This is a genomic window from Paenibacillus sp. AN1007, assembly GCF_040702995.1.
Taxonomy (GTDB): Bacteria; Bacillota; Bacilli; order Paenibacillales; family Paenibacillaceae; genus Paenibacillus.
The window spans coordinates 5,042,122-5,067,270 of record NZ_CP159992.1; the positions used below are offsets into that span (position 1 = coordinate 5,042,122).

22 protein-coding genes are annotated in these 25,149 nt (G+C 48.5%); 12 read left to right on the forward strand and 10 right to left on the reverse strand.

The annotated features are described in order from the left end of the window. The first annotated feature begins 26 nt into the window (after window positions 1–26). The 6 genes from ABXS70_RS22570 to ABXS70_RS22595 all read left to right on the forward strand — a co-directional run bounded on the left by ABXS70_RS22570 (window position 27) and on the right by ABXS70_RS22595 (window position 6,095). Complete coding sequence (locus ABXS70_RS22570; protein ID WP_342554158.1) at window positions 27–683, forward strand: DedA family protein; 657 nt, start codon at window positions 27–29, stop codon at window positions 681–683. Window positions 684–849: 166 nt separating this feature from the next. Further along, window positions 850–2,364 carry a spore germination protein gene (locus tag ABXS70_RS22575; RefSeq protein WP_342554157.1) on the forward strand — a complete coding sequence of 505 codons (1,515 nt, stop codon included), beginning with the start codon at window positions 850–852 and terminating at the stop codon, window positions 2,362–2,364. A 20-nt stretch (window positions 2,365–2,384) separates the two neighbouring features. Beyond that, a complete protein-coding gene (locus ABXS70_RS22580) occupies window positions 2,385–3,590 on the forward strand; it encodes a Ger(x)C family spore germination protein (RefSeq protein WP_342554156.1) in 1,206 nt (401 codons plus the stop codon). Between the two features lie 4 nt (window positions 3,591–3,594). Continuing rightward, window positions 3,595–3,831: a hypothetical protein gene (locus ABXS70_RS22585; RefSeq protein ID WP_342554155.1), complete on the forward strand. Its 237-nt coding sequence runs from the start codon at window positions 3,595–3,597 to the stop codon at window positions 3,829–3,831. Window positions 3,832–3,848: 17 nt separating this feature from the next. Beyond that, a complete protein-coding gene (locus ABXS70_RS22590; RefSeq protein WP_366291004.1) occupies window positions 3,849–4,946 on the forward strand; it encodes an endospore germination permease in 1,098 nt (365 codons plus the stop codon). A 24-nt stretch (window positions 4,947–4,970) separates the two neighbouring features. Further along, a complete protein-coding gene (locus tag ABXS70_RS22595; RefSeq protein ID WP_342554153.1) occupies window positions 4,971–6,095 on the forward strand; it encodes an endospore germination permease in 1,125 nt (374 codons plus the stop codon). A 71-nt stretch (window positions 6,096–6,166) separates the two neighbouring features. Here ABXS70_RS22595 and bcp read toward each other — a convergent pair whose 3' ends face one another. The 4 genes from bcp to ABXS70_RS22615 form a co-directional block, all read right to left on the reverse strand. Next, window positions 6,167–6,631: a thioredoxin-dependent thiol peroxidase gene (gene bcp / locus ABXS70_RS22600; RefSeq protein ID WP_342554152.1), complete on the reverse strand. Its 465-nt coding sequence runs from the start codon at window positions 6,629–6,631 to the stop codon at window positions 6,167–6,169. 106 nt (window positions 6,632–6,737) lie between these two features. Beyond that, the gene (locus tag ABXS70_RS22605) at window positions 6,738–7,523 is read right to left on the reverse strand and encodes an ABC-2 family transporter protein (RefSeq protein WP_342554151.1); all 786 of its coding nucleotides are present in this window, start codon (window positions 7,521–7,523) and stop codon (window positions 6,738–6,740) included. 4 nt (window positions 7,524–7,527) lie between these two features. Beyond that, window positions 7,528–8,322, reverse strand: a complete 795-nt coding sequence (locus tag ABXS70_RS22610) for an ABC-2 family transporter protein (protein ID WP_342554150.1) — start codon at window positions 8,320–8,322, stop codon at window positions 7,528–7,530. Next, window positions 8,323–9,369 carry an ABC transporter ATP-binding protein gene (locus ABXS70_RS22615; RefSeq protein ID WP_342554149.1) on the reverse strand — a complete coding sequence of 349 codons (1,047 nt, stop codon included), beginning with the start codon at window positions 9,367–9,369 and terminating at the stop codon, window positions 8,323–8,325. It lies immediately after the preceding gene. Between the two features lie 227 nt (window positions 9,370–9,596). Between ABXS70_RS22615 and ABXS70_RS22620 the strand changes: the two genes are divergently transcribed. After that, on the forward strand, window positions 9,597–10,637 hold the full coding sequence (locus ABXS70_RS22620; protein WP_342554148.1) for an LCP family protein: 1,041 nt from the start codon (window positions 9,597–9,599) through the stop codon (window positions 10,635–10,637). A gap of 198 nt (window positions 10,638–10,835) precedes the next feature. Further along, a complete protein-coding gene (locus tag ABXS70_RS22625; protein WP_342554147.1) occupies window positions 10,836–12,152 on the forward strand; it encodes a glutamate-1-semialdehyde 2,1-aminomutase in 1,317 nt (438 codons plus the stop codon). A gap of 114 nt (window positions 12,153–12,266) precedes the next feature. Here the strand turns inward: ABXS70_RS22625 and ABXS70_RS22630 are convergent, their stop codons facing one another. Then, complete coding sequence (locus ABXS70_RS22630; protein ID WP_342554146.1) at window positions 12,267–13,661, reverse strand: PLP-dependent aminotransferase family protein; 1,395 nt, start codon at window positions 13,659–13,661, stop codon at window positions 12,267–12,269. A 304-nt stretch (window positions 13,662–13,965) separates the two neighbouring features. On the opposite strand from ABXS70_RS22630, the gene ABXS70_RS22635 reads away from it, so the two are divergent. The 4 genes from ABXS70_RS22635 to ABXS70_RS22650 all read left to right on the forward strand — a co-directional run bounded on the left by ABXS70_RS22635 (window position 13,966) and on the right by ABXS70_RS22650 (window position 19,069). Beyond that, window positions 13,966–14,901, forward strand: coding sequence for a DMT family transporter (locus ABXS70_RS22635; protein ID WP_366291011.1), 936 nt, complete (start codon window positions 13,966–13,968; stop codon window positions 14,899–14,901). A gap of 454 nt (window positions 14,902–15,355) precedes the next feature. Further along, complete coding sequence (locus tag ABXS70_RS22640; RefSeq protein WP_342554143.1) at window positions 15,356–16,465, forward strand: endospore germination permease; 1,110 nt, start codon at window positions 15,356–15,358, stop codon at window positions 16,463–16,465. Then, the gene (locus ABXS70_RS22645; protein WP_342554142.1) at window positions 16,446–17,915 is read left to right on the forward strand and encodes a spore germination protein; all 1,470 of its coding nucleotides are present in this window, start codon (window positions 16,446–16,448) and stop codon (window positions 17,913–17,915) included. Before ABXS70_RS22640 ends, ABXS70_RS22645 begins: the two co-directional genes overlap by 20 nt. Further along, window positions 17,915–19,069, forward strand: a complete 1,155-nt coding sequence (locus ABXS70_RS22650; protein ID WP_366291015.1) for a Ger(x)C family spore germination protein — start codon at window positions 17,915–17,917, stop codon at window positions 19,067–19,069. Before ABXS70_RS22645 ends, ABXS70_RS22650 begins: the two co-directional genes overlap by 1 nt. 143 nt (window positions 19,070–19,212) lie before the next feature. Here the strand turns inward: ABXS70_RS22650 and ABXS70_RS22655 are convergent, their stop codons facing one another. The 5 genes from ABXS70_RS22655 to ABXS70_RS22675 form a co-directional block, all read right to left on the reverse strand. Then, the gene (locus tag ABXS70_RS22655) at window positions 19,213–19,611 is read right to left on the reverse strand and encodes a sensory rhodopsin transducer (protein WP_366291018.1); all 399 of its coding nucleotides are present in this window, start codon (window positions 19,609–19,611) and stop codon (window positions 19,213–19,215) included. 807 nt (window positions 19,612–20,418) lie between these two features. Then, window positions 20,419–21,528 (reverse strand): rhamnogalacturonan acetylesterase, encoded by a 1,110-nt coding sequence (locus tag ABXS70_RS22660; protein WP_366296738.1) that lies wholly within the window; start codon window positions 21,526–21,528, stop codon window positions 20,419–20,421. Window positions 21,529–21,802: 274 nt separating this feature from the next. Further along, window positions 21,803–22,642, reverse strand: coding sequence for a carbohydrate ABC transporter permease (locus tag ABXS70_RS22665; RefSeq protein ID WP_342554139.1), 840 nt, complete (start codon window positions 22,640–22,642; stop codon window positions 21,803–21,805). 2 nt (window positions 22,643–22,644) lie between these two features. Further along, window positions 22,645–23,547 (reverse strand): sugar ABC transporter permease, encoded by a 903-nt coding sequence (locus tag ABXS70_RS22670; protein ID WP_342554138.1) that lies wholly within the window; start codon window positions 23,545–23,547, stop codon window positions 22,645–22,647. Between the two features lie 142 nt (window positions 23,548–23,689). After that, window positions 23,690–24,979, reverse strand: a complete 1,290-nt coding sequence (locus ABXS70_RS22675; RefSeq protein ID WP_342554137.1) for a sugar ABC transporter substrate-binding protein — start codon at window positions 24,977–24,979, stop codon at window positions 23,690–23,692. Window positions 24,980–25,149: the final 170 nt, after the last annotated feature.

Consider the following 25,149-nt stretch of genomic DNA (forward strand, 5'->3'; position numbering starts at 1 on the left):
TATGAATCACCAGGAGTGTGAACCTATTGGAAATACTTGAGAAGGTCCAGCAGTTATTCGGCTCTTACGGATACAGCGTATTGTTTTTCGGTCTGCTGCTGGAGTTTATTGCACTTCCCTTCCCAGGAGAAACGACCATGGCATATGCGGGTTACCTGTCCTACAGAGGGCAGCTGGATTTCGGTACGCTTGTGATATTGGCGTTTCTCGGAACGACGATCGGCATGACCATAACGTATTTCATTGGTGCCCGAGCCGGCCTTCCCTTTATCATGCGATATGGAAAATGGTTTTTCCTCAAACCGGACAAGCTGGATAAAACACAGAAGTGGTTTGCCAAGTACGGCAACGCCTTAATTTTCATCGGATACTTTATTCCGGGAGTCCGTCACTTCACGGGTTACTTCTCAGGCATTGCTGCGATTCCATTCCGCAAGTTTGCTCTATATGCCTATTCGGGCGCACTGTTCTGGGTAGTGCTGTTCCTTGGAATTGGTAAGCTGTTCGGACCTGGCTGGAACGCGATTTTCACGCTCGCTCATAAATATACAGCTGTCATTCTGGCAGTCATCGGGCTTGTGCTGCTGATTGCCGTGATCTATCGGTATCGTAAAAGCTGGACAAACCGCAGAGCCCACAAGGCAGTGCCTGTTCCTCAAAGACAAAAGCAAAATGCAGACTGATCGCTGTCTGGTGATCTAGGTTTAAAGTCGTGCGACTGCACGGCTTTTTTTTGCGTTCGCTTCTATTCGTTATGAAATAAAACGTAAATTATCTTTTTTTCATAAATTGAAAAACTCCCGGTCATACTACTTGCAAATAAAGGGATGTATAGATAGGGGGGACAGCATGGCTTCAGAAACACAGACACCGCAGGAATCACAGTCAATTCATCCCAACCTGCATGAGAATATTACGTACTGCAAGGACGCCATGGGTAACAGTAATGACCTGATGATCCGTCCGCTGCAGACCCTGCATAAATGGCCATCTGTTTTGCTGTATATTGACGGACTGATTGACGTCCAGATTCTGAATAATGCCATCCTGCAGTCTCTGCTGCAGGAACGAAGTTTGCCTGACTTTTCTGCAGACGACGAACATCTGTCCTACCTGCAGAATGATGTTCTTACTGCCGGTGAAGTACTCTGGGTCAACGATATGGATGATGTAATGAATTCCATGCTGGCAGGGGATATCATTCTGCTGCTGGAGGGATCCTCTCGCGGATTGAAAATCGGCGCGGCAGGCTGGGAGGATCGTCCCGTTGGTGAGCCTGTCTCCCAAACGGTTGTACGGGGTCCCATGGAAGGTTTCACAGAAAATATGCGGACAAATACCGCATTAATCCGCAAACGAATTCGTGATCCCCATCTGTGGATTGAAGAGCGTGAGATTGGACGAGTCACCAAAACCCGCGTAGCTGTCGTATATCTGGAGCACATTGTAAACGAGGACGTCGTTCAGGAACTTCGCAGGAGACTGGATGAGATCGATATCGACAGTATTCTGGAGAGCGGGTACATCGAGGAACTTGTGCAGGACAAAACAAAAACGATCTTTCCGACCGTATATAACAGTGAACGTCCAGATACCATTTCGGCTGCCTTACTGGAAGGTCGCGTAGCCATTATCGTCGATGGCACCCCCTTTGTTCTGCTTGTTCCCGCTCTGTTCGTTCATTTTTTCCAGTCTCCCGAGGACTATTATCAGCGAGCAGATATCAGCACACTGATTCGTATGATTCGATATCTGTCCTTCTTTATCGCCATGCTGGCACCGGCCTTCTATATCGCTATTTCAACATTTCATCAGGAAATGCTGCCAACCAACCTGCTGATCAGCCTGGCTGCTCAGCGGGAAGGTGTACCCTTTCCTGCTTTTATTGAGGCCCTCCTCATGGAATTGACCTATGAAATTTTGCGCGAAGCCGGTATCCGGATTCCCAAAACAGTCGGGCAGGCTGTATCCATCGTAGGTACGCTGGTCATTGGGCAAGCAGCGGTAGACGCAGGTGTCGTATCTGCCGCTATGGTTATTATCGTATCGATTACGGCAATATCCAGTTACGTAATCCCGGAGAACGGCCTTTCAATTTCCGTGCGAATTCTTCGCTTTGTATTAATGATATTGGCCGCAGCCTTCGGTTTCTACGGTATTCTGATCGTGCTGCTGATTACGGTAACTCATCTATGCAGCCTTCGCTCATTCGGTATTTCGTATATGACTCCGTTTGCACCATATATCCAGAAAGACCTCAAAGATACGATCTTCCGCGTACCTTGGTCCCGGATGAAAACAAGGCCATTATCCACAGGAACACCTAATGTAAAGAGACAAAAACCCGGAAAAATGAAACGTTAACTTAGTCAGGAGATCATCATATGAGAAGAGGTTTATGCCTGCTGTTATCCCTTGCCATGCTGCTTCCCCTGCTGACCGGCTGCTGGGATCGCCATGAACTTAATGAACTTGGCATCATGCTCGGCCTTGGGGTCGATAAGGAAGGGGACCAGATTCGGGTAAGTGCCCAGATTGTCGTACCGAATGAAATATCAGCCAAAGCTGTGGGCGGGAAAGGTACACCTGTGACCCAGTATCAGGCAACGGGAAAGTCACTGTTCGAGGCCATTCAAAGTCTCACCCAAACCAGCCCGCGGAGAATATTTATGTCTCATATTCGGGTTCTCATATTCGGAGAGGATTTTGCCCGCAATGAGGGGATCTACGACGTGATGGAGGCACTTATGAGAGAACCCTCGGTTCGGCCAGATTATTACGTTATGGTAGCGCGTAAAACGACAGCTGCTGAAGTACTTAACCTGCTTACGCCTCTGGATAACATTCCGGCTGATAAATTGTTCAATTCTTTGGATGTCTCAGCCAAAACGTGGTCCCCCACAACGACGGTAACAGGGGATCAACTTATGGACTTTATGCTTACACCTGGTATCAATCCGGTTATTACCGGTGTTGAAATTATAGGGAATCAGAACAAAAAGAGCAGTCTGGAGAACATATCCACCATCCGTACAGGTGCGAAACTGAATACAACAGGCCTGAGTGTATTTAAAGGTGACAAGCTGATTGGCTGGCTGAATGAAGATGAGTCTAAGGGATACAATTACATCCGGGGGAATGTGAAATCTACGATGGGTCATGTGGACTGCCCAAGTGGAGAAGGAGTCGTTACGATGAAAACCCTTCGGGCTTCAACGGATCGTAAAGCCAAAGTTGTCAACGGAGAACCTCAAGTGAAGATCAAACTTCATATTGTATCTTCTGTTGCATCAGTTGACTGCAGTATGCAGATTGGTTCCATGACAGCCATTCGTGAGTTGGAAAAGGTGTCCGAAGATCGTCTCAAGGAGCTTATGCAGAAATCCGTTAATGCGGTACGCCGCAAGTATCATGTAGACATCTTCGGCTTTGGCCAGGAGATTTACCAGAATGATCCTAAATTCTTCAAAAAAGTAGAGAATGATTGGGATAAATACTTTGAAAATCTTGACGTAGTTTATGAAACAAAAGCCCAAATCAGGCGTGTGGGCGCCCTCGACAACTCTTTCAAAAATCAAATAAAGGATTGAGGATATGCTGCTCTCTATCACAGCTGTTGTAATCGGATGTTTGATTGGATTAATCGATCTGCCCAAGCTCATTCGGGGCAAGCAGTGGAAAGAAACCGCTGTGTACAGCGGTATGCTGCTCACAGCTACAGTGTTCAGTGTGATTGCTGTTAATTTGTGGGAATTCCCCAGCCCCTTGTACATCATCATCTGGATCTATGAACCCGTTAATCAATTACTGGCTTACCTCACTGGAACTTAGCCAAAGGAGTGAAATCGATGCTCGAAAAGGGACGCCTGGGTACCCGCGCACTGGCAGCCTTGACCTTTATGATGGTCGTAGGCGATATGATGCTGATCTATCCTTCAGTCATCACGTCGTATGCCAAACAGAATTCCTGGATTTGTGCCCTGATCGGTGTTCCAATCAGCATGCTTCTTATGGCGATGTTCCTCAAACTGGGTAAAGCATACCCGGATCAGAACCTGGTCTCCATAGCTCGGAGCATCCTTGGGTTCTGGCCCGGAACGCTGGTGGCTGTATTTTACTTGTACTTTTTTGTTATGGGTGCATCTACCCATACCCGGGAAGTAGGTGATTTTATGGTCTCACAAATCTTCCCTTATACCCCCATTCGTGTGCTTATCCTTTTATTTGTCATTGCTGTTTGCTGGAGCGTACACAACGGAATTGAAACCATCGGAAGAACTAGTGAGCTGTTGCTGCCGATTATTGTCATATTCATCCTTACCCTTTCCTTCTGTCTACTGCCCGAAGTAGATGCCCGCAACCTGAAACCAGTTCAAGACACCGACATTGTTACTTTGGCTCAGGGTATTTTGGTAAGTATCATCTATCCTGTGGGCGAAGCTATTCCCATCCTCATGCTGCTTCCCTATACCGTCAGCCAGCTCCACCGGAATCGGGATGTTATTATCGCTGCCGGCCTGGGCAATCTGATGCTTGCCATGCTGGTTATCATTTCTCTGCTTGTACTGGGTGCCTTTTTGTCACAGCACAGCATCTATGCCTCTTTTATACTGGCTCAGAAAATTAATGTCGCCGACTTTTTTCAGAGAATTGAGGCGTTTATGGCATCTGCCTGGCTCATCTCAACATACTTCAAAGCTGTAATCTATATGTATGCTTTCACGATAGGCATTGCTGAACTGTTTAAGATGCAGCAGTATCGTTCTTTAATTCTGCCTACCTCCATGCTTGTATTCGGTTTATCTAACGTCATTGCTCCTGGTGTGATCTTCATCGTTATTACCGTGGTCCCCTACTGGGTCGATTGGGACACAACGATAGGTATTATATTGCCTGGTATGCTGCTGCTCATCCACTTAACCAAGACCCGTTTTAGCAAAGCCTGACTTGAATTGAAAGGAGTGCACGCCATGCTGGTTCAGGAGCGATTGACGATTCGCCAGTTCACAGTCCTGGCACTCATGACAATGATTGGGGACATGATTTTGATCTATCCCACGATGGTCACTTATTCAGGTAATCAAGATGCCTGGATCTGTTCCATCATATCTCAGCCGATCGGATTATGTATATTGTGGTTGCTCTATAAGCTGCATCAAACATATCCGACCCTATCATTAATTGAAATCTGTCCCAAAATACTCGGGGTATGGATCGGTTCTATTCTGTCCGTAGGTTATTTGTTCTATTTTATGATGGGAGCTTCCATATGTATTCGAGAAGTCGGGGATTTTATGACGACGCAAATTTATCTATATACCCCAATAAGAGCTATACTTCTGCTTTTTGTTGCAGCACTCACCTGGGGAATGGTGAAAGGCCTGGGGTCTATCGGAAAAAGCGCTGAAGTTTGGGTCCCTTTTGTTATTGTCGGACTGCTCATCCTCATTATATTTTTGCTCCCAAAGGCAGAGCTCTCCCGGATAAAACCCTATTTAAGCACACCCTTTTTCCCTATGGTATCAGGCAGTATCCGCGGTGCTACAGCCTCGTATGGAGAGCTTATTATTCTGTCAATGATTCTCCCATACATTAAACATGATTCGCATGTTCGCCGGGATATGATGCTTTCTACCCTGTTTGGAGGTGCGCTGCTAACCTCTCTTCTGTTTATTGCCCTGCTTGTGATGGGCCCTATGCTCACACAGCACAATATTTATATATCTTATGTTTTGGCACAGAAAATCAATGTCGGAAACTTTTTTCAACGGATCGAAGCCCTAACGGCTACGGCGTGGCTGGTGTCCACGTACTTCAAAACCATCATATATATCTTCGGGTTCGTATTGGGTACTGCTCAATTATTTCGATTAAAAAGTTATAAACCTCTGGTTTTGCCATCGATGATGCTGTTCTTTGCAATGTCTGTCGTCCTTGCTCCAAATATTGTTTTCTATACCACAACCATTATCTATGCTTGGTTTGATTGGGATTTTACGATATGCCTGATTATTCCGTCACTGCTTATCTTGATCCATCGGGTCAAACAAGGCTTCAAGAAGCGCCGCGGCAGATCGGCCGCTGAAGCAGAATAAACAGGCTGCATCCGGAACTTTTCAGTCCATGGATACAGCCTGTTTTTAATTTTATTCAAAATGTGGACGTCCTACAGAGCCTTGACTGTCTCCAGCGCCTCTTCAATATGCCCCTTCACTCGTACCTTCGCCCACTGCTTGATCAGCCTGCCCTCTTCATCCAGCAGGAAGGTTGAACGCACGATTCCCATGTACTCTTTGCCGTACATTTTCTTCAGCTGCCACACACCGAACTGCTCCGCAACAGCATGCTCCTCATCCGATAACAGGATAAAGGGCAGTCCGTATTTGGCAATAAATTTGTCATGCTGTTTCATCTGGTCGGTACTGATCCCCAGAATAACGGTATTCAGCCCCTGAAACTCCTCATGCCGATCACGGAAATCACAGGCTTGCTGGGTACAGGAAGAGGTCATATCTTTCGGATAAAAGTAAATCAAGACACGTTTACCCCGATAATCAGACAGCTTCACCGACTCACCCGAGCTGGATGGCAGCTCGAAATCCGGGACTTGTACACCTTCTGTTAAAGTCATCTTCATGTCCTCCTTGTAATTCACGTTAAATACATGTTACCCCATCCTTGGACTCCCTTACGAACTTCTTGAAAATGGACGCTATACACTCGTGCTGGAGTCCCGGTTATGATCCCGCTCCCCGGTACCTCTTTACACCAAAGTTCCACAAGGTAAGTCCAATGGCTGCAAACACCAGTCCCATGACCGGAGTGAGCAAAGCCATACGATGCATTTCAGCTCGATCAAGGAATAGTGCTGCAGGATAGATGCCGACAAAGGCAAACGGGATGATCCAAGTGAGCAGCACCTGAATCGCTCTGTTATAGATCGTTACCGGATAACGTCCATACCCTTGAATATTGTACATTAGCGGTAGTATGCCTGTCGGCGCATCCGAGTAAAAGGACAATGATGTCAAGGTGGTATAGATGCCCGCATAGATTAGAACTGAACTAATCGCCAGAATAATCAAGGCAGGGATATGCCACCATTCCAGCACCAGACCCATCTCTGCTCCGCTGCTGATCATGATGATCAACCCGATGAATGAGCCTACGAGAGAGGGCGGATCAACATTTTCAAGCAGGATCTGGAACAGATTATGTGCCGGTCGTGTCAGAATACGGTCCATTTCGCCTTTGACAATATACCGTTCGCTGAACCCCCACAGATTGATAAAACAGCTAAAGATGCCGTATGGCACCATAAAGTACCCGTATACAAACAAAACTTCCGCCTCACTCCAGCCGCCGAGGTTATCCGTATGCCGGAACACCACAAAGATAAAGATCAGATTCGTTGCCTGAAACAGCAGATCCGAGATAATCTCCACCCAGAAGTCGGCGCGGTACGTCAGACGTGTCTTCATATAATTTTTCAAATATTCCCAGATCAGACCGATATAGTACATTCGCTTATCCCCCTTGCACGAACAGACGCTTGCGCGCCTGCCGCCAGATCAGCACCATCGGCAGCAGCAGCAGCATGAACCACAGTACCTGAATGCCGAGTACATTCCAGATGCCTGTACCCTCTACTCTGCCCGTGAAGACCGAGCCGGGAAGATACGTAATCGCCTGAAAAGGCAGTACCTTCATGATGGCGGACAACCAGCCCGGATACAGACTGATTGGAATAATCAAGCCTGAGAACAAATCAACTACGACACGTTTCATGCGCATCATACCTTCGTTGTTCTCCACAAAAAATGCCGCCAGTCCCGTAATGACATTAATCTGGGAATTAATAACGAAACTGAAGAACAGCATGACGAGAAAACCGATCCAAGCCGATGGCGCTGTGGGAAGTTCCACCGGGAACAGCAGAATGGCAATCAGCATGCCCGGAATCATGAGCAGCAGGAAGCGGAAAATACCTTCGCCAAGCCCCTGCATCATTTTGACCATCACATAGTTAATCGGCCTTATGAACTGAATCGCAATGGAGCCATCCCGAATATCAGCAGCGATCTCCCGATCCAGGTTGTTAAAATAAAACGCGCGCGCCATCCACGAGACCGCAACATACGTTGTCATCTGCGCTGCCGTAAAACCGCCAATCTCTCCGCTGCCTCCGTAAATAGCTTGCCACGTAAAGTAATACACGCCGATATTCAGCGTATATATCAAAATGCCGGAATAATAATTAACTCGATATGCGAGCATCGTCAGAAAACGAATGCGCATGAAATCGATAAACGCACTATTCATTCAGGAAGCACCTGCCGCTTCATTTCCTGCTGACACGATCTCCGGACGCTCCGCAGAACCAGACTGATAGATGCTCCGGACAATCTCATCCGTATTGGTTTCAATAATCTGGATATCCGTAATATCCGCCTGTCCCACAACACGACCGAGCACATCCGACACGTTCAGTTCCAGCGGAATCCACACGGAAGCGGACAGCTCATTCTCTACGGTCCAGCGCACAGGCATCGCAGCCGTCCATTCCTGCATCTGGGTTATCGTGTGACCTGTACCAAACTTAAAGCGAACCTCCCGCTCCGTGCCCCACTGGGACTTGAGGTGATCCAGACCCCCATCATAGATAATACTGCCTGCATCCAGCATAATGACGCGCGAGCACAGGGCTTCGATATCCTGCAGATCATGGGTTGTAAGCAGAATGGTTGTGCCATGCTCCTCATTCATATCTTTCAAAAACTCGCGAATCTCCGACTTCACCACGATATCCAGACCAATCGTCGGCTCATCCAAAAAGACGATGCTTGGATTGTGCAGCAGCGCCGCCACCAGTTCACATCGCATCCGCTGACCAAGACTGAGCTTGCGTACCGGACGACTCAACAATTCCTGCAGCTGCAGACGCTCGACCAGCTCGTCCAGTCGTTTACGGAAGTCCTGTTCCCCTACGCGGTACACTTTGCGAAGCAGATGAAAGGATTCAATAACGCCGATATCCCACCACAGCTGGCTTCGCTGACCAAATACTACGCCAATATTTTTGACAAACTTCTCACGTTCCTGATACGGAACATACCCGCCAACGGATATATGTCCGGATGTAGGCACCAAAATGCCGGTCAACATCTTGATCGTTGTTGATTTGCCGGCACCATTCTCCCCAATGTATCCGCATATTTCGCCCTGAGGAATCTGAAACGAAATATCGTTAACTGCCAATACTTCTTGGTATTGACGTGCAAACAGATCCTGGAATGCGCCCTTCAGGCCGCCACGGCTTTTCTGGACATTAAACGTCTTGCGCAAATCTTTGACATCAATCGCCAGCATGTTTATACCTCACTTGGATTATGTTGAAATTGCTTGTAGCCCAAAAAGAAATTATAATAGGAACAGTCAAAATTCAGCAAGCTTTAAAAAAAGTTCGAAGCGGCCTCCTCTTTCTTGAATTCTGCAGGGGAAGCGAACGGAAAGCTTTGACTTGAATACAGCTCTAACGCAACTTTACATGTACTGAAATCGTTTATTTTTTATCTCAAATACAAAGGAGCGCTAGCATGACCAGAAAGACGAAGAGGACCCTATGGATTTCTCTTGCCGCCTTCGTGTTAATTGTTGGAGGGGCAGCGGCCTATTATTTTGGTTCTATTCTTAATCAGTTGGATGGTTTGCAGAAAAAAGGCGAGGACTCGCCATTTGCCAATATTGAAAATGTGCAGAAAGTAAACACACCTGACCCTCCGAAATGGGAAGGTACCGAGACTGTGAACATTTTGGTTATGGGTGTCGATGCCCGCGGTCTGAAGAAGGGTGAAGTTCCTCGTTCAGACAGCATGATGGTAGTGTCACTTGATCCGCTTACTAAAAAAATTAATCTCTTCTCCATCCTGCGTGATACTTACGTGACTATTGACGGTTACGGTAAAGACCGGATTAACACAGCAATCACCCACGGCCCGAACGCAGCCATGGAAGCAGCCAGCGATCTGCTGGGTATCCCTGTTCAGTATTATGTGTATACCGATTTCCAGGGATTCATCAAACTGGTGGATGCCGTTGGCGGTGTGGACTTTGATGTGGAGAAGGACATGCATTATACAAGTAAAGCCGACAATAACGAATATGATATCGATCTGAAAAAAGGTTACCAGCATCTCGACGGGAAAACAGCTTTGATGTATGTGCGTTTCCGTCACGACGCCATGTCTGACTTCGCACGCTCTGAACGGCAGCGCGAGCTGCTCAAAGCTGTGACGGCGAAGATGCAGTCTACAACTACGATCGCCAAACTGCCTTCCATTCTGGAAGAAGTCAGCCCGTATGTGGATACCAATCTTACCCTCTCCGATATGTGGAAGCTGGGAGGACTTGGCTATCAAAGCAGCATGAATGGCAGTGAGCAGATTCCGCCGATGAATCTGTTAAAAGAAGAACGTACTCCAGGCGGGGCACAAGTCTTGTCCGTCACGAGTGAAGAAAAGCTGAAACAGCATATTCAGGACATTATTCACCCGCCAGCCAAGACAGAGGATGAAAAAGCCAAGGAAGACAAAACGGCCAGTGCCGATGAGAAAAACACGCAGCAGCCTTCGCAGTAACTTCCAGCTGAAAGTTACTCACAGCGCCTATGACTGCACCGTTTATAACATATTGATGATTGATCCATTCTTGAAAGGGCAGCCCCGATGCTGCCCTTTCGCTATGCCTGAGCGAAAAAGTATGCGAAAATAATCATATCCTTCCATGGTGATGATCGTATACACTTTGGAACTACGAAAGGAAAGGAAGTTATCAAAATGAATTCACGTACAAACTCTGAGTTGTTATATACGGAAGCCCTGGAGCATATTGTGGGCGGAGTCAACAGCCCATCCCGCTCGTTCAAAGCGGTAGGCGGCGGTGCACCCGTTTTTATGAAAAAAGCGCAGGGTGCACACTTTTGGGATGTGGATGACAACAAATATATCGACTATCTTGCTGCTTACGGTCCGATTGTGACTGGACATGCCCACCCTCATATTACAAAGGCCATTGCGGAAGCTGCTGCGAATGGTGTTTTGTACGGCACACCGACCGAACTTGAAATCAAGCTTGCGAAAATGCTAAAAGAAGCGATTCCTTCCATGGACAAGGTTCGCTTTGTTAACTCGGGTACAGAAGCCGTGATGACTACCATCCGGGTGGCTCGTGCATATACGAAACGAAATAAAATCGTGAAATTTGCCGGTTGTTATCATGGTCACTCTGATCTGGTATTGGTGGCGGCTGGTTCCGGTCCATCGACTCTCGGCATCCCTGATAGTGCCGGTATCCCGACCAGCATCGCTCACGAAGTCATTACTGTTCCTTATAACGATCTGGATTCTCTGAAGGAAGCACTCGAGCGCTGGGGTGACGATGTAGCTGCTGTTATGGTAGAGCCGATTGTCGGTAACTTCGGCATGGTTATGCCAGAGCCTGGCTTCCTGGAAGGCCTCTGTGCGATGACACGTGCGAACGGCTCTCTTGTCATTTATGACGAGGTGATCACCGCTTTCCGCTTCCACTACGGCTCCACCCAGACGTATGCGGGATTGGACAACCATGCGGAGATCGAGCCGGATCTTACAGCGCTCGGTAAAATTATCGGGGGCGGCCTGCCGATCGGTGCCTACGGCGGCCGTAAACATGTGATGGAGCAGGTTGCTCCGCTTGGCCCGGCATACCAAGCCGGAACGATGGCAGGCAATCCCGCATCCATCTCGGCGGGTATCGCTTGTCTTGAAGTGCTGCAGGGTGCTGGCGTATACGAAGAGATGGAACGTCTCGCCATCGATCTGACCGCTGGCCTTCAAGCATCTGCTGATCGCCATGGCATTGATCTGACGATCAACCGGATTCGCGGGGCATTCTCTACGCATTTCTGCAGCCATCCGGTAACCAACTATGATCACGCTCAAGATACCGATGGCGAACGCTTTGCATCCTTCTTCCGCCACATGCTGAATCGCGGCATCAATCTCGCTCCATCAAAGTATGAAGCCTGGTTCCTCACCACGGCTCATACGGATGAAGATATCGCTGCTACACTGGAAGCTGCAGATGCCTCATTCAAAGCGATGGCCCAGGAGTAAGCACAGATGCTATCTGGCGGCATCTAGAAAACCAGAGAGTCCAGCCCTTAGGGCCGGGCTCTTTGTGCTGAAAAGGGCTGACTGGTTCACGATGAGAGCTGCGCAGCATCTGAACTAACTTGTTGTGGATCTGATCTGCAATTTCATAATCTCCTCCCGAATGATCTGCATTGCATCTGCAATACGCTGTTTTGGAACGTTGGATATATTCAACCGCAGCATCTGGTCCGTATAAGTTCGGTAAGTTCCTTCGGGATAATACCGTTCTGTTGTATCTGCAATAATTCCGCGGTTCTGCAGACGGGAGAGCAGCATACGGACAGGCATATCTCCTGGTAAAGGCAGCACTGTATGCTCTGCTCCAGTTCGCGGCGCAGAGCGGAATGGTCCAAACTCGGGATGAGCTGCCAACTGCTCCTTTACAACATCCATACGCGTGGCATAACGGCTGCGGATCGTTTTGCGATGATGGGCAAACATGCCGCTATGAATGTAAACCTCCAGTGCAGCTTGAGATAGAACGGAAGTGTCGATATCAAGCATTTTTTTATACGTCCCAAAGCCGGGCACCAGCGCAGTTGGCAGAACGGCCACGCCTATACGCAGTCCGGGGAACAGAATTTTAGAATAACTTTTCAGATAAATAACCCGGTCATACATATCATAGGCCCACAAGGGATCTTGTCTTGTACTGTCCTCCAAATCAGCCAGGTAATCGTCTTCCACTAGGTATACGCCGTATCGATGTGCTAGTCGGAGAAGTCTCTTCTTCTCCGCTGCCGTCAGTGATGTTCCGATGGGGTTATGAAACCGCGGCATGACGTAAAAAAACTTGATATCTCCCTCCGCAAATTGACGTTCAAGCGAGTCCCAGTCCAGTCCTTCCTCCACCGTTCTTCGTACACCTGCAATCGGCACGTTCAGGCTCTTCAGCAGGATTGGCATGTTGTGATACGTTGGCAGCTCCACCATCACTTTAGTTCTCCCGCCCGGAAAAGGCATTAAAACAAGTGTCGCCAGTGCCTGCTGCACCCCCGATGTGATGAAAAACTGCTCCGTCCCCGCAAATACCTGATAATCGGTAAACTGTTTCTTTAAGAGCTCAATCAGCGAAGGCAGTCCCTGATCTGTCCCATATAAAAATAGTTCATCCTGTTTCTCTCTCATTGCCAGATCTACACAGTGCCGAAAATCGGCATACGGAAACACTCTCGGGTCCGGAGCGGCCGATGCAAAATCAAGAGGTTCCTGCCAGTCTACATCCTGTGCTTCTACACCATTCTGTACGGCATAATAGCCGGATTGAGGGATCGCATATACCAGATGTCTGTGCTCAAGCCATTCGTAAGCTCGAATCGCTGTACTCACACTGCATTGATACTGTGCTGCGACGGTGCGGACGGCGGGAAGTCTGATTCCTTTTTCCTCCCAATATCGGCCCTCCCGGCTCACCATCTGTTCCTGTATCCACTGCTGCAAATCTTGAGCGATCATCTCATATTTTTTCACTGTGTCTCCTCCTCTTCTAGAACTGTACCGATACAATACTGTATTTTCTCTATTGTAGCATGGGGTACGCCGAAGTATATTAAATAAGGCTCATATGTCCCATTGCTTGACAGCTAAGGGTGAGAATTAGGCAGATCAAAGATTATTAAGTTCCGCAGATATTGGACTGGGAGAGATTCATTACATCCATTCGTTTCGGTTTTGCTGACTTATAATTCAAGCCGACTTCGTTCGCTTACGTATAGAGCCTGTATTTTGCCAATTGAGTTTAGAGTCTGTATCGCATTATCTGGAGGGAAAACGAATGAATACTGCACGAAGTCGAACCTATGCTTATATCGCAGCTGTTGTTTACGCCGCTATTATCGGGTTATCTTTTTTATTTGTGAAAATGACGGTCACCATCGCTCATCCCATAGATGTGCTTGCCCATCGCTTCGCCCTGTCGCTTATTGTGGTCAGCATTCCTGTGCTGTTTGGCTGGATCAAGATCCGTCTTCGACTGGCCGACCTGTGGAGAATTGTCCCGCTTGGACTGCTCTCACCCGTTCTGTTCTTTGCCTTTCAAGCCTTTGGACTGGTGACTTCCAATTCTTCGGAAGCGGGCATCATTCAGGCGATGGTACCTGTGTTCACCCTCGTCTTGGCTTCTGTCTTTCTGAAGGAACGGACATCTATTGTACAAAAGATGTCTCTGCTCCTGTCTGTCGCTGGCGTGATCTTTATCTTTGCCATGAAAGGCAGCGGCATGTCGATGAGCAATCTGCAGGGCATTGTACTGCTGCTGCTCTCGGCGATCAGTTTTGCAGGATACGGGGTACTGGCAAGACCGCTCACTCGGAAATATAAACCTCTGGAGCTGACTTGGGTTACCTTGATGGTAGGCTGCGTGGTATTTAATATCGCTGCATTCGTTCGCCATGCATACACCGGATCGATGGCCGAATACATCCAGCCGCTCGGCGATCTATCCTACCTGGGTGCGCTCGCTTATCTGGCGATTCTGTCTACCATGGTATCTACCCTGCTGTCCAGCTACGCCCTGACTCATCTGGAAGCTTCACGCGTCAGTGTATTCAGTAATTTGTCTACTCTCATCTCCATCGCAGGTGGGGCCTTAATTCTGCATGAGCCTGTATTCGGATACCACTACATTGGAGCTGTGCTGATTATCATCGGTGTACTTGGAACCAACATGAGTACGCGCAAGCATAGTCTGGTCGTTCATTCTAAAGCCTGATACAATGTGAAAAATTGTAAACTTACGTTATCCGCATACCTGCGGCTGATGAAGGCGGCACCGCGAGCACAGCCTTGTCCTTCTGTTCTATTCCCCTAGGGAATCGGAACGGAGGACGAGGATTTTTTTCATTTTCAGACGACGATTCTGGGTTTTGGCAGCAGGACATCCGTGTGCATTAACTCTATTTTTAATTGAAATAGATCGAGGCTGAAAGGAGGTGGTGGTGGCTGAAGAAGGCTGGTGGCGGCAGCTCAAGCACAAGCTCGAAATCAAGTTAACAGCATGAACAATCTCTGATATGTATAAAGAGCAAGCCGCTGCCAAACTATCTGAGATCAGTTGAAAATGGAAAGGGGTGGGCGTCTGGGCATGAATCCCCTCTCCTGTATGAAGTTCCGCAAACACGTTAACACTGCTGAGGACAGTCTATTCGGAAAAGGAGATCCTCAGCATGAAACGTACGCAGCCGTCTTTTTTGCAAGCCATGATGTTAATCATGTTGTCGGTTGGTCTCATCAGCCATGTATTAATTATTCCTGCTCTTCTCAGCGCGGCTAAAAGGGATTCCTGGATCTCCGTTCTATTATCCGCAGGGCCGTTCGTCATCTTTGTTCTGATGCTTGCCTATGTGTCTAAGTTCCTGCAGCATCAAACTTTACATGATTGGCTGTCTTCCCATCTTGGCAGACCCGTAGGCCTACTCCTGCGGGTGGGGAACAGTCTCTTTTTTCTATCTGTCATCTACTTTACGCTGCGGGACACAACAACCTGGGCCAAGACTAACTATCTGACGGAAACACCTGTCATGGCAACCACGATTGCACTCATGGCCTTATGTGGGTATGCTGCCTATAAAGGCATGCGCTCCCTTGCCTTCACAGCGGGACTGATTCTGCCGCTCGTCGTGCTGCTCGGTTTCTACGTAGCGATTGTCAATTCCCAGTATAAAGATTACAGCCGTCTTTTGCCTGTGTTGGAGCATGGATGGTCACCTGTATTTCACGGGATGGTGTACAGTCTCGCAGGCATGTTTGAGCTGCTCTTCCTCTGGTACATTCAGCCTCACCTCAGCAAACGCATAAAGTTATGGCAGTATCTGATGCTTGCTTTCATCATAATTGGTTTAACGACAGGACCGCTAATTGGGGCTATTGTAGAATTCGATCCTTACGAAGCCGCTAAAATGAGATATCCTGCCTTTGAGGAATGGCGTATCGCTTCCCTCGGCAAATATATTGCCCAGACTGATTTTTTTTCTATCTATCAATGGCTTGCCGGTTCATTTACCCGCATCAGTCTGGCTATGTATATTGTGGTAGAAATTTGGAATATTAAAAAAACCTCCAGAAGGATGATCTCCTGCGCCTCGTTAGCTGTATTTTTTATTCTATCCATGCTCTATCCTCTGGACGACATTACCTTTTCGAAGATTCTGGTCGATTACATCTTTCCATTCAATCTCGTGTATCTGAGTGGATTTGCGGTTCTGGCTGCGGCCGTTGCCCTTATCCATTCACGTCATCAGAGGAGGAAACAACACCATGGAGAAACACCGGATTGACAAGGCATCCTATGAGACCCTGCTTGTCTCCCTAAGAAAAAATTTTGAATCCTGTGCAGATGTGGTCATTCAGACGTTTTCTGCCCAAGATGAGACCGTTCGTTCTGTCATGCTGCTCTACTGTGACGGGCTGGTAGATAACAAACAGATCAATCAATTTATCATCCCGCGTCTGGAACAGCATACATTGATCATGGAAGAGGCTGTGCCCAAGGAGCTTGGCCTAACCCTGAAGCCTATAGATGACATTGCTGATCTCCAAAACATAAACATGCTCCTGTTTAGCGGGCAGCTGCTTCTTATTTTTGAAAATGGTGTACAGGCCTGCAGTCTGGATATTGCCAATATTCCGGGGCGTGCACCAGAAGAGTCAGCCATCGAGACGTCCGTAAAAGGACCACGCGACGGATTCACCGAAGAGCTGTCCACGAACATCGCCTTGGTTCGCAAACGATTGAAAACGTCATCCATGTGTTATGAGAAAATCATAAAAGGGGATCGCACACAGACAACGATCGGCCTCTTATATGTCAGAGATATTATTAACCCCGAAATTCTAGAGACTGCTCGCAGCAATCTGAATCAGATTAACGTTGACGGCATCATGGGCACGTCCATTATGGAACGTGCCGTTATGGGAGGCGTGCGAAGCATCTTCCCGCTCACGGATAATTCTGAACGTCCAGACTACGTCGCGGATTCCTTAATCAATGGACGCTTCGCTGTACTTACGGACGGATCACCCATAGCCGTCATTGCACCGACAACGCTGTTTAACCAGTTGAAATCACCCGAAGATGAGAGCACTCCCTTTTTCATCGTGACCTTTGAACGGATACTACGGATTGCCGGGCTGCTCATTGCCTGTTTCTTTCCCGCCTTCTACATCGGTTTGACCAGCTTTAATCTGGAACAGATTCCGCTTCCGCTGCTTGCAACCATTGCTGGAACGCGGATGGGATTACCTATGCCGGTTACCCTTGAAGCTTTCCTCATGATCTTTATGTTTGAACTGTTCAATGAAGCTGGACGCAGGCTGCCTCGTGCATTGGGACAGACCGTCAGTGTGGTTGGCGGCTTAATCATCGGAGATGCAGCCATTCGAGCCGGAATTACATCTCCCACAATTATTGTCACCGTAGCGATCTCCGTCATCTCCAGCTACATTCTGGTGAACACGGTTCTTGGAGGGGCCACATCGCAAATCCGTATCGGGATGCTGATCGCTTCTTCGATCTTGGGATTATTCGGCTTTATGGTTGCTCTGTTTGCCTTGTTAGTTCATCTCGTATCCTTGGAGTGTTACGGCGTATCCTACCTCTCCCCTGTATCACCATACATTCCGGGAGATTTCACACAGGCCGTATCGATGCCTCCTTCCATGACACGCACCAAACGGCCAGCTGTATTACGCACGCAGGACTCTACCCGTCATAAGGAAAAACCTTAATGAGATGGGCTTGCGTAAGCAGCATCGTGGCGGTTTGTGTCATGCTGCTGACAGGATGCTGGGATTCCAAGGAAGTGCAGAGCATTAACTTTATTACAGCCATCGGCATCGATTATGCGGATAATCAATATACGACATACGCCCAGTTAATTGATTTTTCCAGCATTGCAAAACAGGAAGGTCCGACACCAAGAGAAGGCAGTCAAATATGGATCGGAAAAGGCACGGGCACAACGTTAAGTATGGCGATCAACAATCTGTATCAGACCTCGCAGCAGCAAACGCTGTGGACTCATGTGAAAGCAATTGTGCTGTCCAAAAATGCATTGGAAGGGCGACTAGAGGATATTTTCAACACGTTGCTTCATTCCGGACAGCTGCGATACACACCATGGATCTATGCGACGGAACAAGATATGTCCACTTTACTCTCTCCCTCCGCGATTCTGAACCAGTCGGCTCAAACGATTGAGTTGTTTGAACCGATGCGACTGTATAGACAGCATTCCGGGTATGAGCCCATACGCCTGCATCAGCTGCTTGATAGTTTGAGAGAACCCGCATCCGTCGTGCTGCTGCCTTCTGTTTCCACTAAAAATCAGACGTGGCATAACGGTGAAGAGACCCCGCCGCTGATCCGAATGGATGGATTTTACGTGGTGAGCAATGGAAAAAGTCAGGGGAAAGTTTCTGGTGCCGAAGCAGACGGCGCCCGTTACGTAAATTATGATCATGTGTACCAATATCCGCTGTACGTCTATGGGAAGCATGGCAGTACTCCTGATCTTACATTGACTCTTCACAAACCCAAAACGCGTATAAAGGCAAAAAAAAGTGCTAACGGTATCTCCTTTGATCTGTTCACTTCTGTGAAGGCTGCAATTGCCGAGGATCACGGCTCTTATCCTTCTCCTCGTTTAATGGAGCAGGAGGCAATCAAACAGATCGAGAGCCAAATCCGCAGCACCTTTGCCAAAACCCAAGCACGAAAAATAGATTCATTTGGTCTTGTCGAACATCTCTACCGACATCATTCTGATTGGTGGAGAGAAGAAATTGCTCAGCAAGCAGATCCCATCACACGTTTTCAACTTGGCCAAGTTGAAGTAAAAGTACAAATTCTCAATGCCAGTACGTATAAATATGGGGAGTAATTGGATGAGCAAAGACCTGCAATCTGCATCGAACTGTCGCAGATTACAGGTCTTTCTGTGCTTGGCCAGTGCTTGGCCAGTGCTTGTTAGCGCAGCAGGATTGGTAAGACAACGTATAATGTTCATTTGTCAGCTCTCTTCGTTTATGCCACAGGGTACGCCATGACACTCATTAGAGCCAGTTCAGGCTGGGTTGTGTCCAGACGGCTATACTGGACAATGACTGGCACATTACTTGATAGCGTAAAGGCATACGGTACGCCAGGAGGAATAGCTTCGCCTTCAGAACGCAGCGATGCGGTACGGATATGCTTTGTTCTTCGGGCCGGAACTTCGGCTCTGATCTGTTCGAGCGGCTCGCGATCTTCAAAGTAAATCGTGATGTCCAGTGCCGCATCTGTACCGCCTGTATTTAATACGCAAATACTCTCGTGACTCTCCAGTGCACCTGAGCTATCCGGGGGAATATAGCCATCCGGAATAACCCAATAGGTATGACCATGGGAGTTCGGATTTTTTTGAACGTTAGCGTGATTTGTCATGGAATGATCCTCCTTTATTTGCACTGCGAAGGTGATTTGAGTTAAAGCCTGTAGGGAGCGCAGGCGGACTCTCGGTTGGCGGATCGGCTTCGGGCCGCTGTTGGTCCGGGATTTCTTTTATTCCCCTCCATGGGGGAAATCCCGGGCCAAACGCGGACGCTTCGCTCGTTACTTCGCGATACGCCATGGAAATTAAATCTGTAGGGAGCGCGGGCGGACTCTCGGTGGGCGGATCGGCTTCGGGCCGCTGTTGGTCCAGGATTTCTTTTATTCCCCTCTATGGGGGAAATCCCGGACCAAACGCGGGCGCTTCGCTCCCTTTTCCCGATTCCGCCCTCCTCGCTGCTTCGCTCACCCTCAACTGCTTTTAAAAGGCATGGCCTTCGCTTCGTTGGGCCACTTTTTTCGCTCCCTGCTTCGCTGAACTCGCGTTTCACTTAAAGTCTGTAGGGAGCGCGGGCGGACTCTCGGTGGGCAGATCGGCTTCGGGCCGCTGTTGGTCCGGGATTTCTTTTATTCCCCTCTATGGGGGAAATCCCGGACCAAACGCGGGCGCTTCGCTCCCTTTTCCCGATTCCGCCCTCCTCGCTGCTTCGCTCACCCTCAACTGCTTTTAAAAGGCATGGCCTTCGCTTCGTTGGGCCACTTTTTCTCGCTCCCTGCTTCGCTGAACTCACGTTTCATTTTTAACAGCTGCAGTTCAAGTTAACTCTCAGACGCACAGGACTTAAAATCCCGTGGTATTAAATCTCAGTGTAAATTAGATCCTTACCACAACAATTTGTTCCTTATCCACTGCATTCGCTCTTATCTGAGGTACATCTGCAGCGGCTGCAAACGCAGCTCACGGATAGCTTCGGCCACCTGCTCTGCCAGCCGGCGTGCGCCTCGCTCCTGAAAATGTGTGTTATCTTCCACACCCGTTGGGAAGTTGATATATTCGCCGGGCAGTACCCACATAAAATCATCCTTGGTGCCTTCTTCACCCGTCTGCTCAAACATCAGACGGCTGCGTTCAGCCAAATCGATTAGCGGCACCTCTTCATCTGCCGCAAGTTCACGCATGGCGGTAATATAATCGCCGTGTGTATCGGTCAATGTACCGTCATCCGCAAAATAGCGCCGATGCACAGGTGTAATCAGCACCGGGCGAGCTTTAGCCTCGCGTGCGGCATCGATATATTTTTTCAAATACTGCTTATAGGTGGTGAAAGGATCTGTTCCCCGTTCAGGGTCAGGCTTCTCATCGTTATGTCCGAATTGAATCCATAGAAAATCATCGGGTTTGATTCGCTGCATGATGGCATCCAAGCGACCTTCATGAATGAAACTGCGAGAGCTTCGGCCTGACTGTGCATGGTTATCCACGGCCACGTCATGTTTGAACTGTGCAGGCAGCAGCTGTCCCCAGCCGCAATACGGGTATCCGCTCTCTGGCTGATCCGTTACCGTTGAATCCCCCGCGAGAAACACGGTCATGGTCTGATTCGCCAGCGTAATCTCCAGTGCATTTATACGAGGTGCAGCCCCCGAAAACGTAAGCCGAAGGCGCCCTCCTCGAACAACAACTGCAAACCTCATTTCAGCACATTGTCCGGCCACCGTGCGAATTGGAGGCAGCATCAGCCGGCCTTCTCCGGCTTTGACACGAGTAACCGTATCCGCAAGAAGATCTCCTGCGATCAGCAGCACCTGGTACGTCCCGTCCGGCACATCGACGATAAATGAAGCCTTGAGCGGGATGCAGAAGCTGGAACGCAGGCGGGCAGACATTGCTGCCTGCCCCTGCGGAGGATAAACCCCTTTTGAAGAAAACCCTTCCGTTTCCTGCTCATCATAACGCTGCTTCTCATATACCAGTGAACCCGGTTCAAATCCATATCCTCTGCTCTCGTCGTATATCGTTGTGGACGACACAGCCGCATAGCCATCTACTTTTCCTACATTCGTATGGATGCCTTCTTCGCCAGCTTCCTTATCGGATTTCCTCACAGCTGCAGTGGATACCGATGAGATTTCTGATCTATGATCAGCTTGAGCGATCGGACCAAAACTAAACTTCCACGACGAACTCTTTTGTTCGGCTTGTTCTATCTGTTCTACTTGTTCTCCATGTTCTGCGTTTTCCAAGTCTGCTGCATCCACTAATTTTTCTCCTCCAATGTATTATTGGTTTGATGCGCTGGCCTCGTTAACCCTTCAAACCGCTCGTGCTCATGCCCTGTACAATCTGTTTCTGGAAGATAAAAAATACGGCTACAACCGGAATCAGACTGACGATCGACATAGCAAACATCGCGCCCCAGTTGGAGGCAGATTCACTGTCCAGGAACATTTTGAGTGCCATCGATACGGTGTATTTGTCAGGCGAGTTCAGGTACAGCACCGGTCCTAGCAGGTCCTCCCATCTCCAGTAAAAGGAGAAGATTGCCGCTGTCGCCAGCGAAGATTTGATCAACGGCATGATGATTTGCACATAAAGTCTGAATTTGTTACAGCCATCAATCGTCGCTGCCTCATCCAATTCTTTCGGAATGGTACGAATAAACTGCACCATCAGGAAGATAAAAAACGGCATCCCGAAGAAGGTCGGAACAACAATCGGCAGAATCGTGTTCAGCCAGCCCAGTTTGGTAAAAATGATATACTGCGGAACCAATACGACGTCATGCGGCAGCATGAGCGTAAGCATCATCAGAGAGAACCAGAAGGTGCGGCCTTTGAAGTTCAGTCTGGCAAAACCGAACGCGATCAGGGAAGATGACAGCACTGCCCCGATCGTGGAAATGACTACAATGATCAGTGAATTGGCGATGTAATCCATGAATGGCCGTCCCGCCGTCCCTTTCCAGCCATCCACATAGTTGGACCAGATCCATTCCGTAGGAAACAGGCTTTCTGCTGTTACAAAAATCGTCCGGCTTTCCTTAAATGAACTGAACAGCATCCACAGCACCGGGTACAGCATCAGGAGGGCAAGCGCAGCAACGAACAGATGGTAGATTGGCCATTTGACATTTCTCCACACCATGATCATTTCCCTCCTTCAGATTCGTAGAATACCCATAACTTGGATGTCAGGAACACAGCTGCCGTAAGCACACCAATCATGATTAACATGACCCAGGCCATCGCGGAAGCATAACCCATGTTGTTAAACATAAACGCCTGACGGAACAGATAGAGCGAGTACAGCATCGTACCGTCCATTGGACCGCCCTCGCCTTTTGAAATGATGTAAGCAGGCACAAAGGTCATAAATGCACCGATCGTCTGCATAATCAGATTGAACAGTACAATTGGACTGAGCAGCGGCAGCGTAATGCTGAAAAATTTGCGAACCGGATTCGCGCCGTCCACACCTGCAGCCTCATACATCTCAGGGGAAATATTTTTGAGTCCTGCCAGAAAGATCAGCATCGAAGAACCAAACTGCCACACCGACAACGAGATCAGCATGACTAGTGCCGCGTCCGGGTCGCCAAACCAGCTGATCGGCCCAATACCGATAGCTGTCATCGCACTGTTGATGACCCCTTCATTGCTGAACAGGTTACGCCACATAATAGATACGGCCACACTACCGCCGATGATGGAAGGCAGATAGTACAGTGTACGGTACGTTCCCACCATGCGAGAGCCCGTATTCAGAATCATCGCGACAAAGAGGGCAAAGATCAGCCTTAACGGCACCCCGATGAACACATATAAAAAGGTAACCTTGACCGAATTCCAATATTTCGGATCATCAAAAAACATCTTGGTATAATTGTCCAGCCCGATCCACCTTGGAGAGGTGAACAGGTTATAACTCGTAAACGACATATATAAGGAAACAAACATCGGAATGAGCGTAAATCCGAGGAACCCGATGATAAACGGGCTGATAAACGCATATCCTGTCAAGTTTCGGCGCAATGATGAATACTGCCTCAAGTGAAACGTACCTCCTTCATGGATCAGCCTGCTGCTGCACTTTTATGTCACAGACGGGACGGGGAAAGGCCCTCGCCGTTCAGCGAGCAGCCCCGTTCCCGTCCATCCCTGCATGCGGGACGAGCAAGCTATCTTTCAACTGTTATTTATTGTTTGCTAGCACGGCCTCTGCATTTTTGCGGAAAGTCTGTGCCGCCTGTTCGGCAGTAATCTTGCCAAAATTCAGCTCTTCCACCACATCTGCCAGGGAGGAAATCACTTCAGGTGATCCAACCGGTGGTGGTGGGCTCATTGGCGAAGCTTTCGGTTCCATCGATGCCACGAATTCAAATACCTGCTTCGTCGCGTCACTCAGTTCAGGAGCAATGGCCTCTTTGATTTTCCCAGAAATCGGCACACCGCGCTCCCCTTTGATCAGTTTGTTCGCCTCTTCGTCATTCACCCAGAAATCAATGAACTTTGCCGCTTCTTCTTTCACTTTGGAGTTGGACGTTACACCCCAATACATACTTGGCTGCATATAAAGTCCTTTTTCCATGTCTGGTCCCGGCATTGGCGCAATCGCGAGTGGACGATTAGCTACCTGCTGCAGAGCTACAAACTGGTTAGACCACTGCCATACCCCGATGCCTTTTTCCTTGACCAGATCCGACTCTTCGATGATGCCTTTCGTCTGGTTAGCCACATCCGGTGAAGGAGCTGCCTTCTGCTCAATCATCCGCTGCATCAATCCGAAGAATTCTACGAATAGAGCATCGTCATCATAACCAAGCCCGGTTCCTTCTGGGTTGTAGAGTGATTTGCCTTTGGTACGCAGGAAATAGTGGAAGAAGATATCCGGCGCTACGCCGCCATCCAGATACAGCCCCTTCTCCGCTGCCTGCTTGCCAAGCGCTTCGTAGGATTCCCATGTCAGATTTTCCGGCATGGTATCTACGCCAGCTTTCTTGAGCAGTGCCGGATCATATTGAAAACCAAGTACGTTCACCCCGGCAGGTACACCGTACTGTTTGCCGTTAATTACACCTGTGCTGATGACATTCTCAGCTACATCATCCACCTTGATCTGGCTGCCCAGATACGGTGCGAGATCCTCAAGCTGACCGTTCTGTGCATATTGACTGATGTAGGAAATATCCATCTGAATAATGTCAGGCAGCTGGTTGGCTGCGGCTTGCGGAGCAAGCTTTTTCCAGTAGTCGTCAAAAGAAGCATATTCCACATCAATTTTGACGTTTGGATTTTTCGTTTTATACAGGTCGATGACCTTCTGTGTATATTCATGCCTTGTATCCGAGCCCCACCAGGCGATACGCAGGTTTACCGAATCATCCTTGCTCCCGGATCCCTGCTCGCTGCCTCCACCTGAGCTGCACGCTGCTGTAAACACAAGTAACGCAGCCATCACCAGGAATATTGCCTTTTTCACCATGTCAATCTCCCCTTTTTATGCTGATATGGTATTGTGAACGGGTTATCTCCATCTTGTTATCGATACACTGATAACGCTTTCACAAACTTGATAATGCCATTTTCGCAAAAGTACGATCCAAGTTGAATACACAAAACCGTCTTGTTGGTTCAAAAAACAGAGGAGGACAT

Coding starts and splice junctions, on each gene's coding strand:
- ABXS70_RS22575 (WP_342554157.1), top strand. CDS start 850: ATGGCTTCAGAAACACAGACACCGCAGGAATCACAGTCAATTCATCCC.
- ABXS70_RS22580 (WP_342554156.1), top strand. CDS start 2,385: ATGAGAAGAGGTTTATGCCTGCTGTTATCCCTTGCCATGCTGCTTCCC.
- ABXS70_RS22585 (WP_342554155.1), top strand. CDS start 3,595: ATGCTGCTCTCTATCACAGCTGTTGTAATCGGATGTTTGATTGGATTA.
- ABXS70_RS22590 (WP_366291004.1), top strand. CDS start 3,849: ATGCTCGAAAAGGGACGCCTGGGTACCCGCGCACTGGCAGCCTTGACC.
- ABXS70_RS22595 (WP_342554153.1), top strand. CDS start 4,971: ATGCTGGTTCAGGAGCGATTGACGATTCGCCAGTTCACAGTCCTGGCA.
- bcp (WP_342554152.1), bottom strand. CDS start 6,631: ATGACTTTAACAGAAGGTGTACAAGTCCCGGATTTCGAGCTGCCATCC.
- ABXS70_RS22605 (WP_342554151.1), bottom strand. CDS start 7,523: ATGTACTATATCGGTCTGATCTGGGAATATTTGAAAAATTATATGAAG.
- ABXS70_RS22610 (WP_342554150.1), bottom strand. CDS start 8,322: ATGAATAGTGCGTTTATCGATTTCATGCGCATTCGTTTTCTGACGATG.
- ABXS70_RS22615 (WP_342554149.1), bottom strand. CDS start 9,369: ATGCTGGCGATTGATGTCAAAGATTTGCGCAAGACGTTTAATGTCCAG.
- ABXS70_RS22620 (WP_342554148.1), top strand. CDS start 9,597: ATGACCAGAAAGACGAAGAGGACCCTATGGATTTCTCTTGCCGCCTTC.
- ABXS70_RS22625 (WP_342554147.1), top strand. CDS start 10,836: ATGAATTCACGTACAAACTCTGAGTTGTTATATACGGAAGCCCTGGAG.
- ABXS70_RS22635 (WP_366291011.1), top strand. CDS start 13,966: ATGAATACTGCACGAAGTCGAACCTATGCTTATATCGCAGCTGTTGTT.
- ABXS70_RS22640 (WP_342554143.1), top strand. CDS start 15,356: ATGAAACGTACGCAGCCGTCTTTTTTGCAAGCCATGATGTTAATCATG.
- ABXS70_RS22645 (WP_342554142.1), top strand. CDS start 16,446: ATGGAGAAACACCGGATTGACAAGGCATCCTATGAGACCCTGCTTGTC.
- ABXS70_RS22650 (WP_366291015.1), top strand. CDS start 17,915: ATGAGATGGGCTTGCGTAAGCAGCATCGTGGCGGTTTGTGTCATGCTG.
- ABXS70_RS22655 (WP_366291018.1), bottom strand. CDS start 19,611: ATGACAAATCACGCTAACGTTCAAAAAAATCCGAACTCCCATGGTCAT.
- ABXS70_RS22665 (WP_342554139.1), bottom strand. CDS start 22,642: ATGGTGTGGAGAAATGTCAAATGGCCAATCTACCATCTGTTCGTTGCT.
- ABXS70_RS22675 (WP_342554137.1), bottom strand. CDS start 24,979: ATGGTGAAAAAGGCAATATTCCTGGTGATGGCTGCGTTACTTGTGTTT.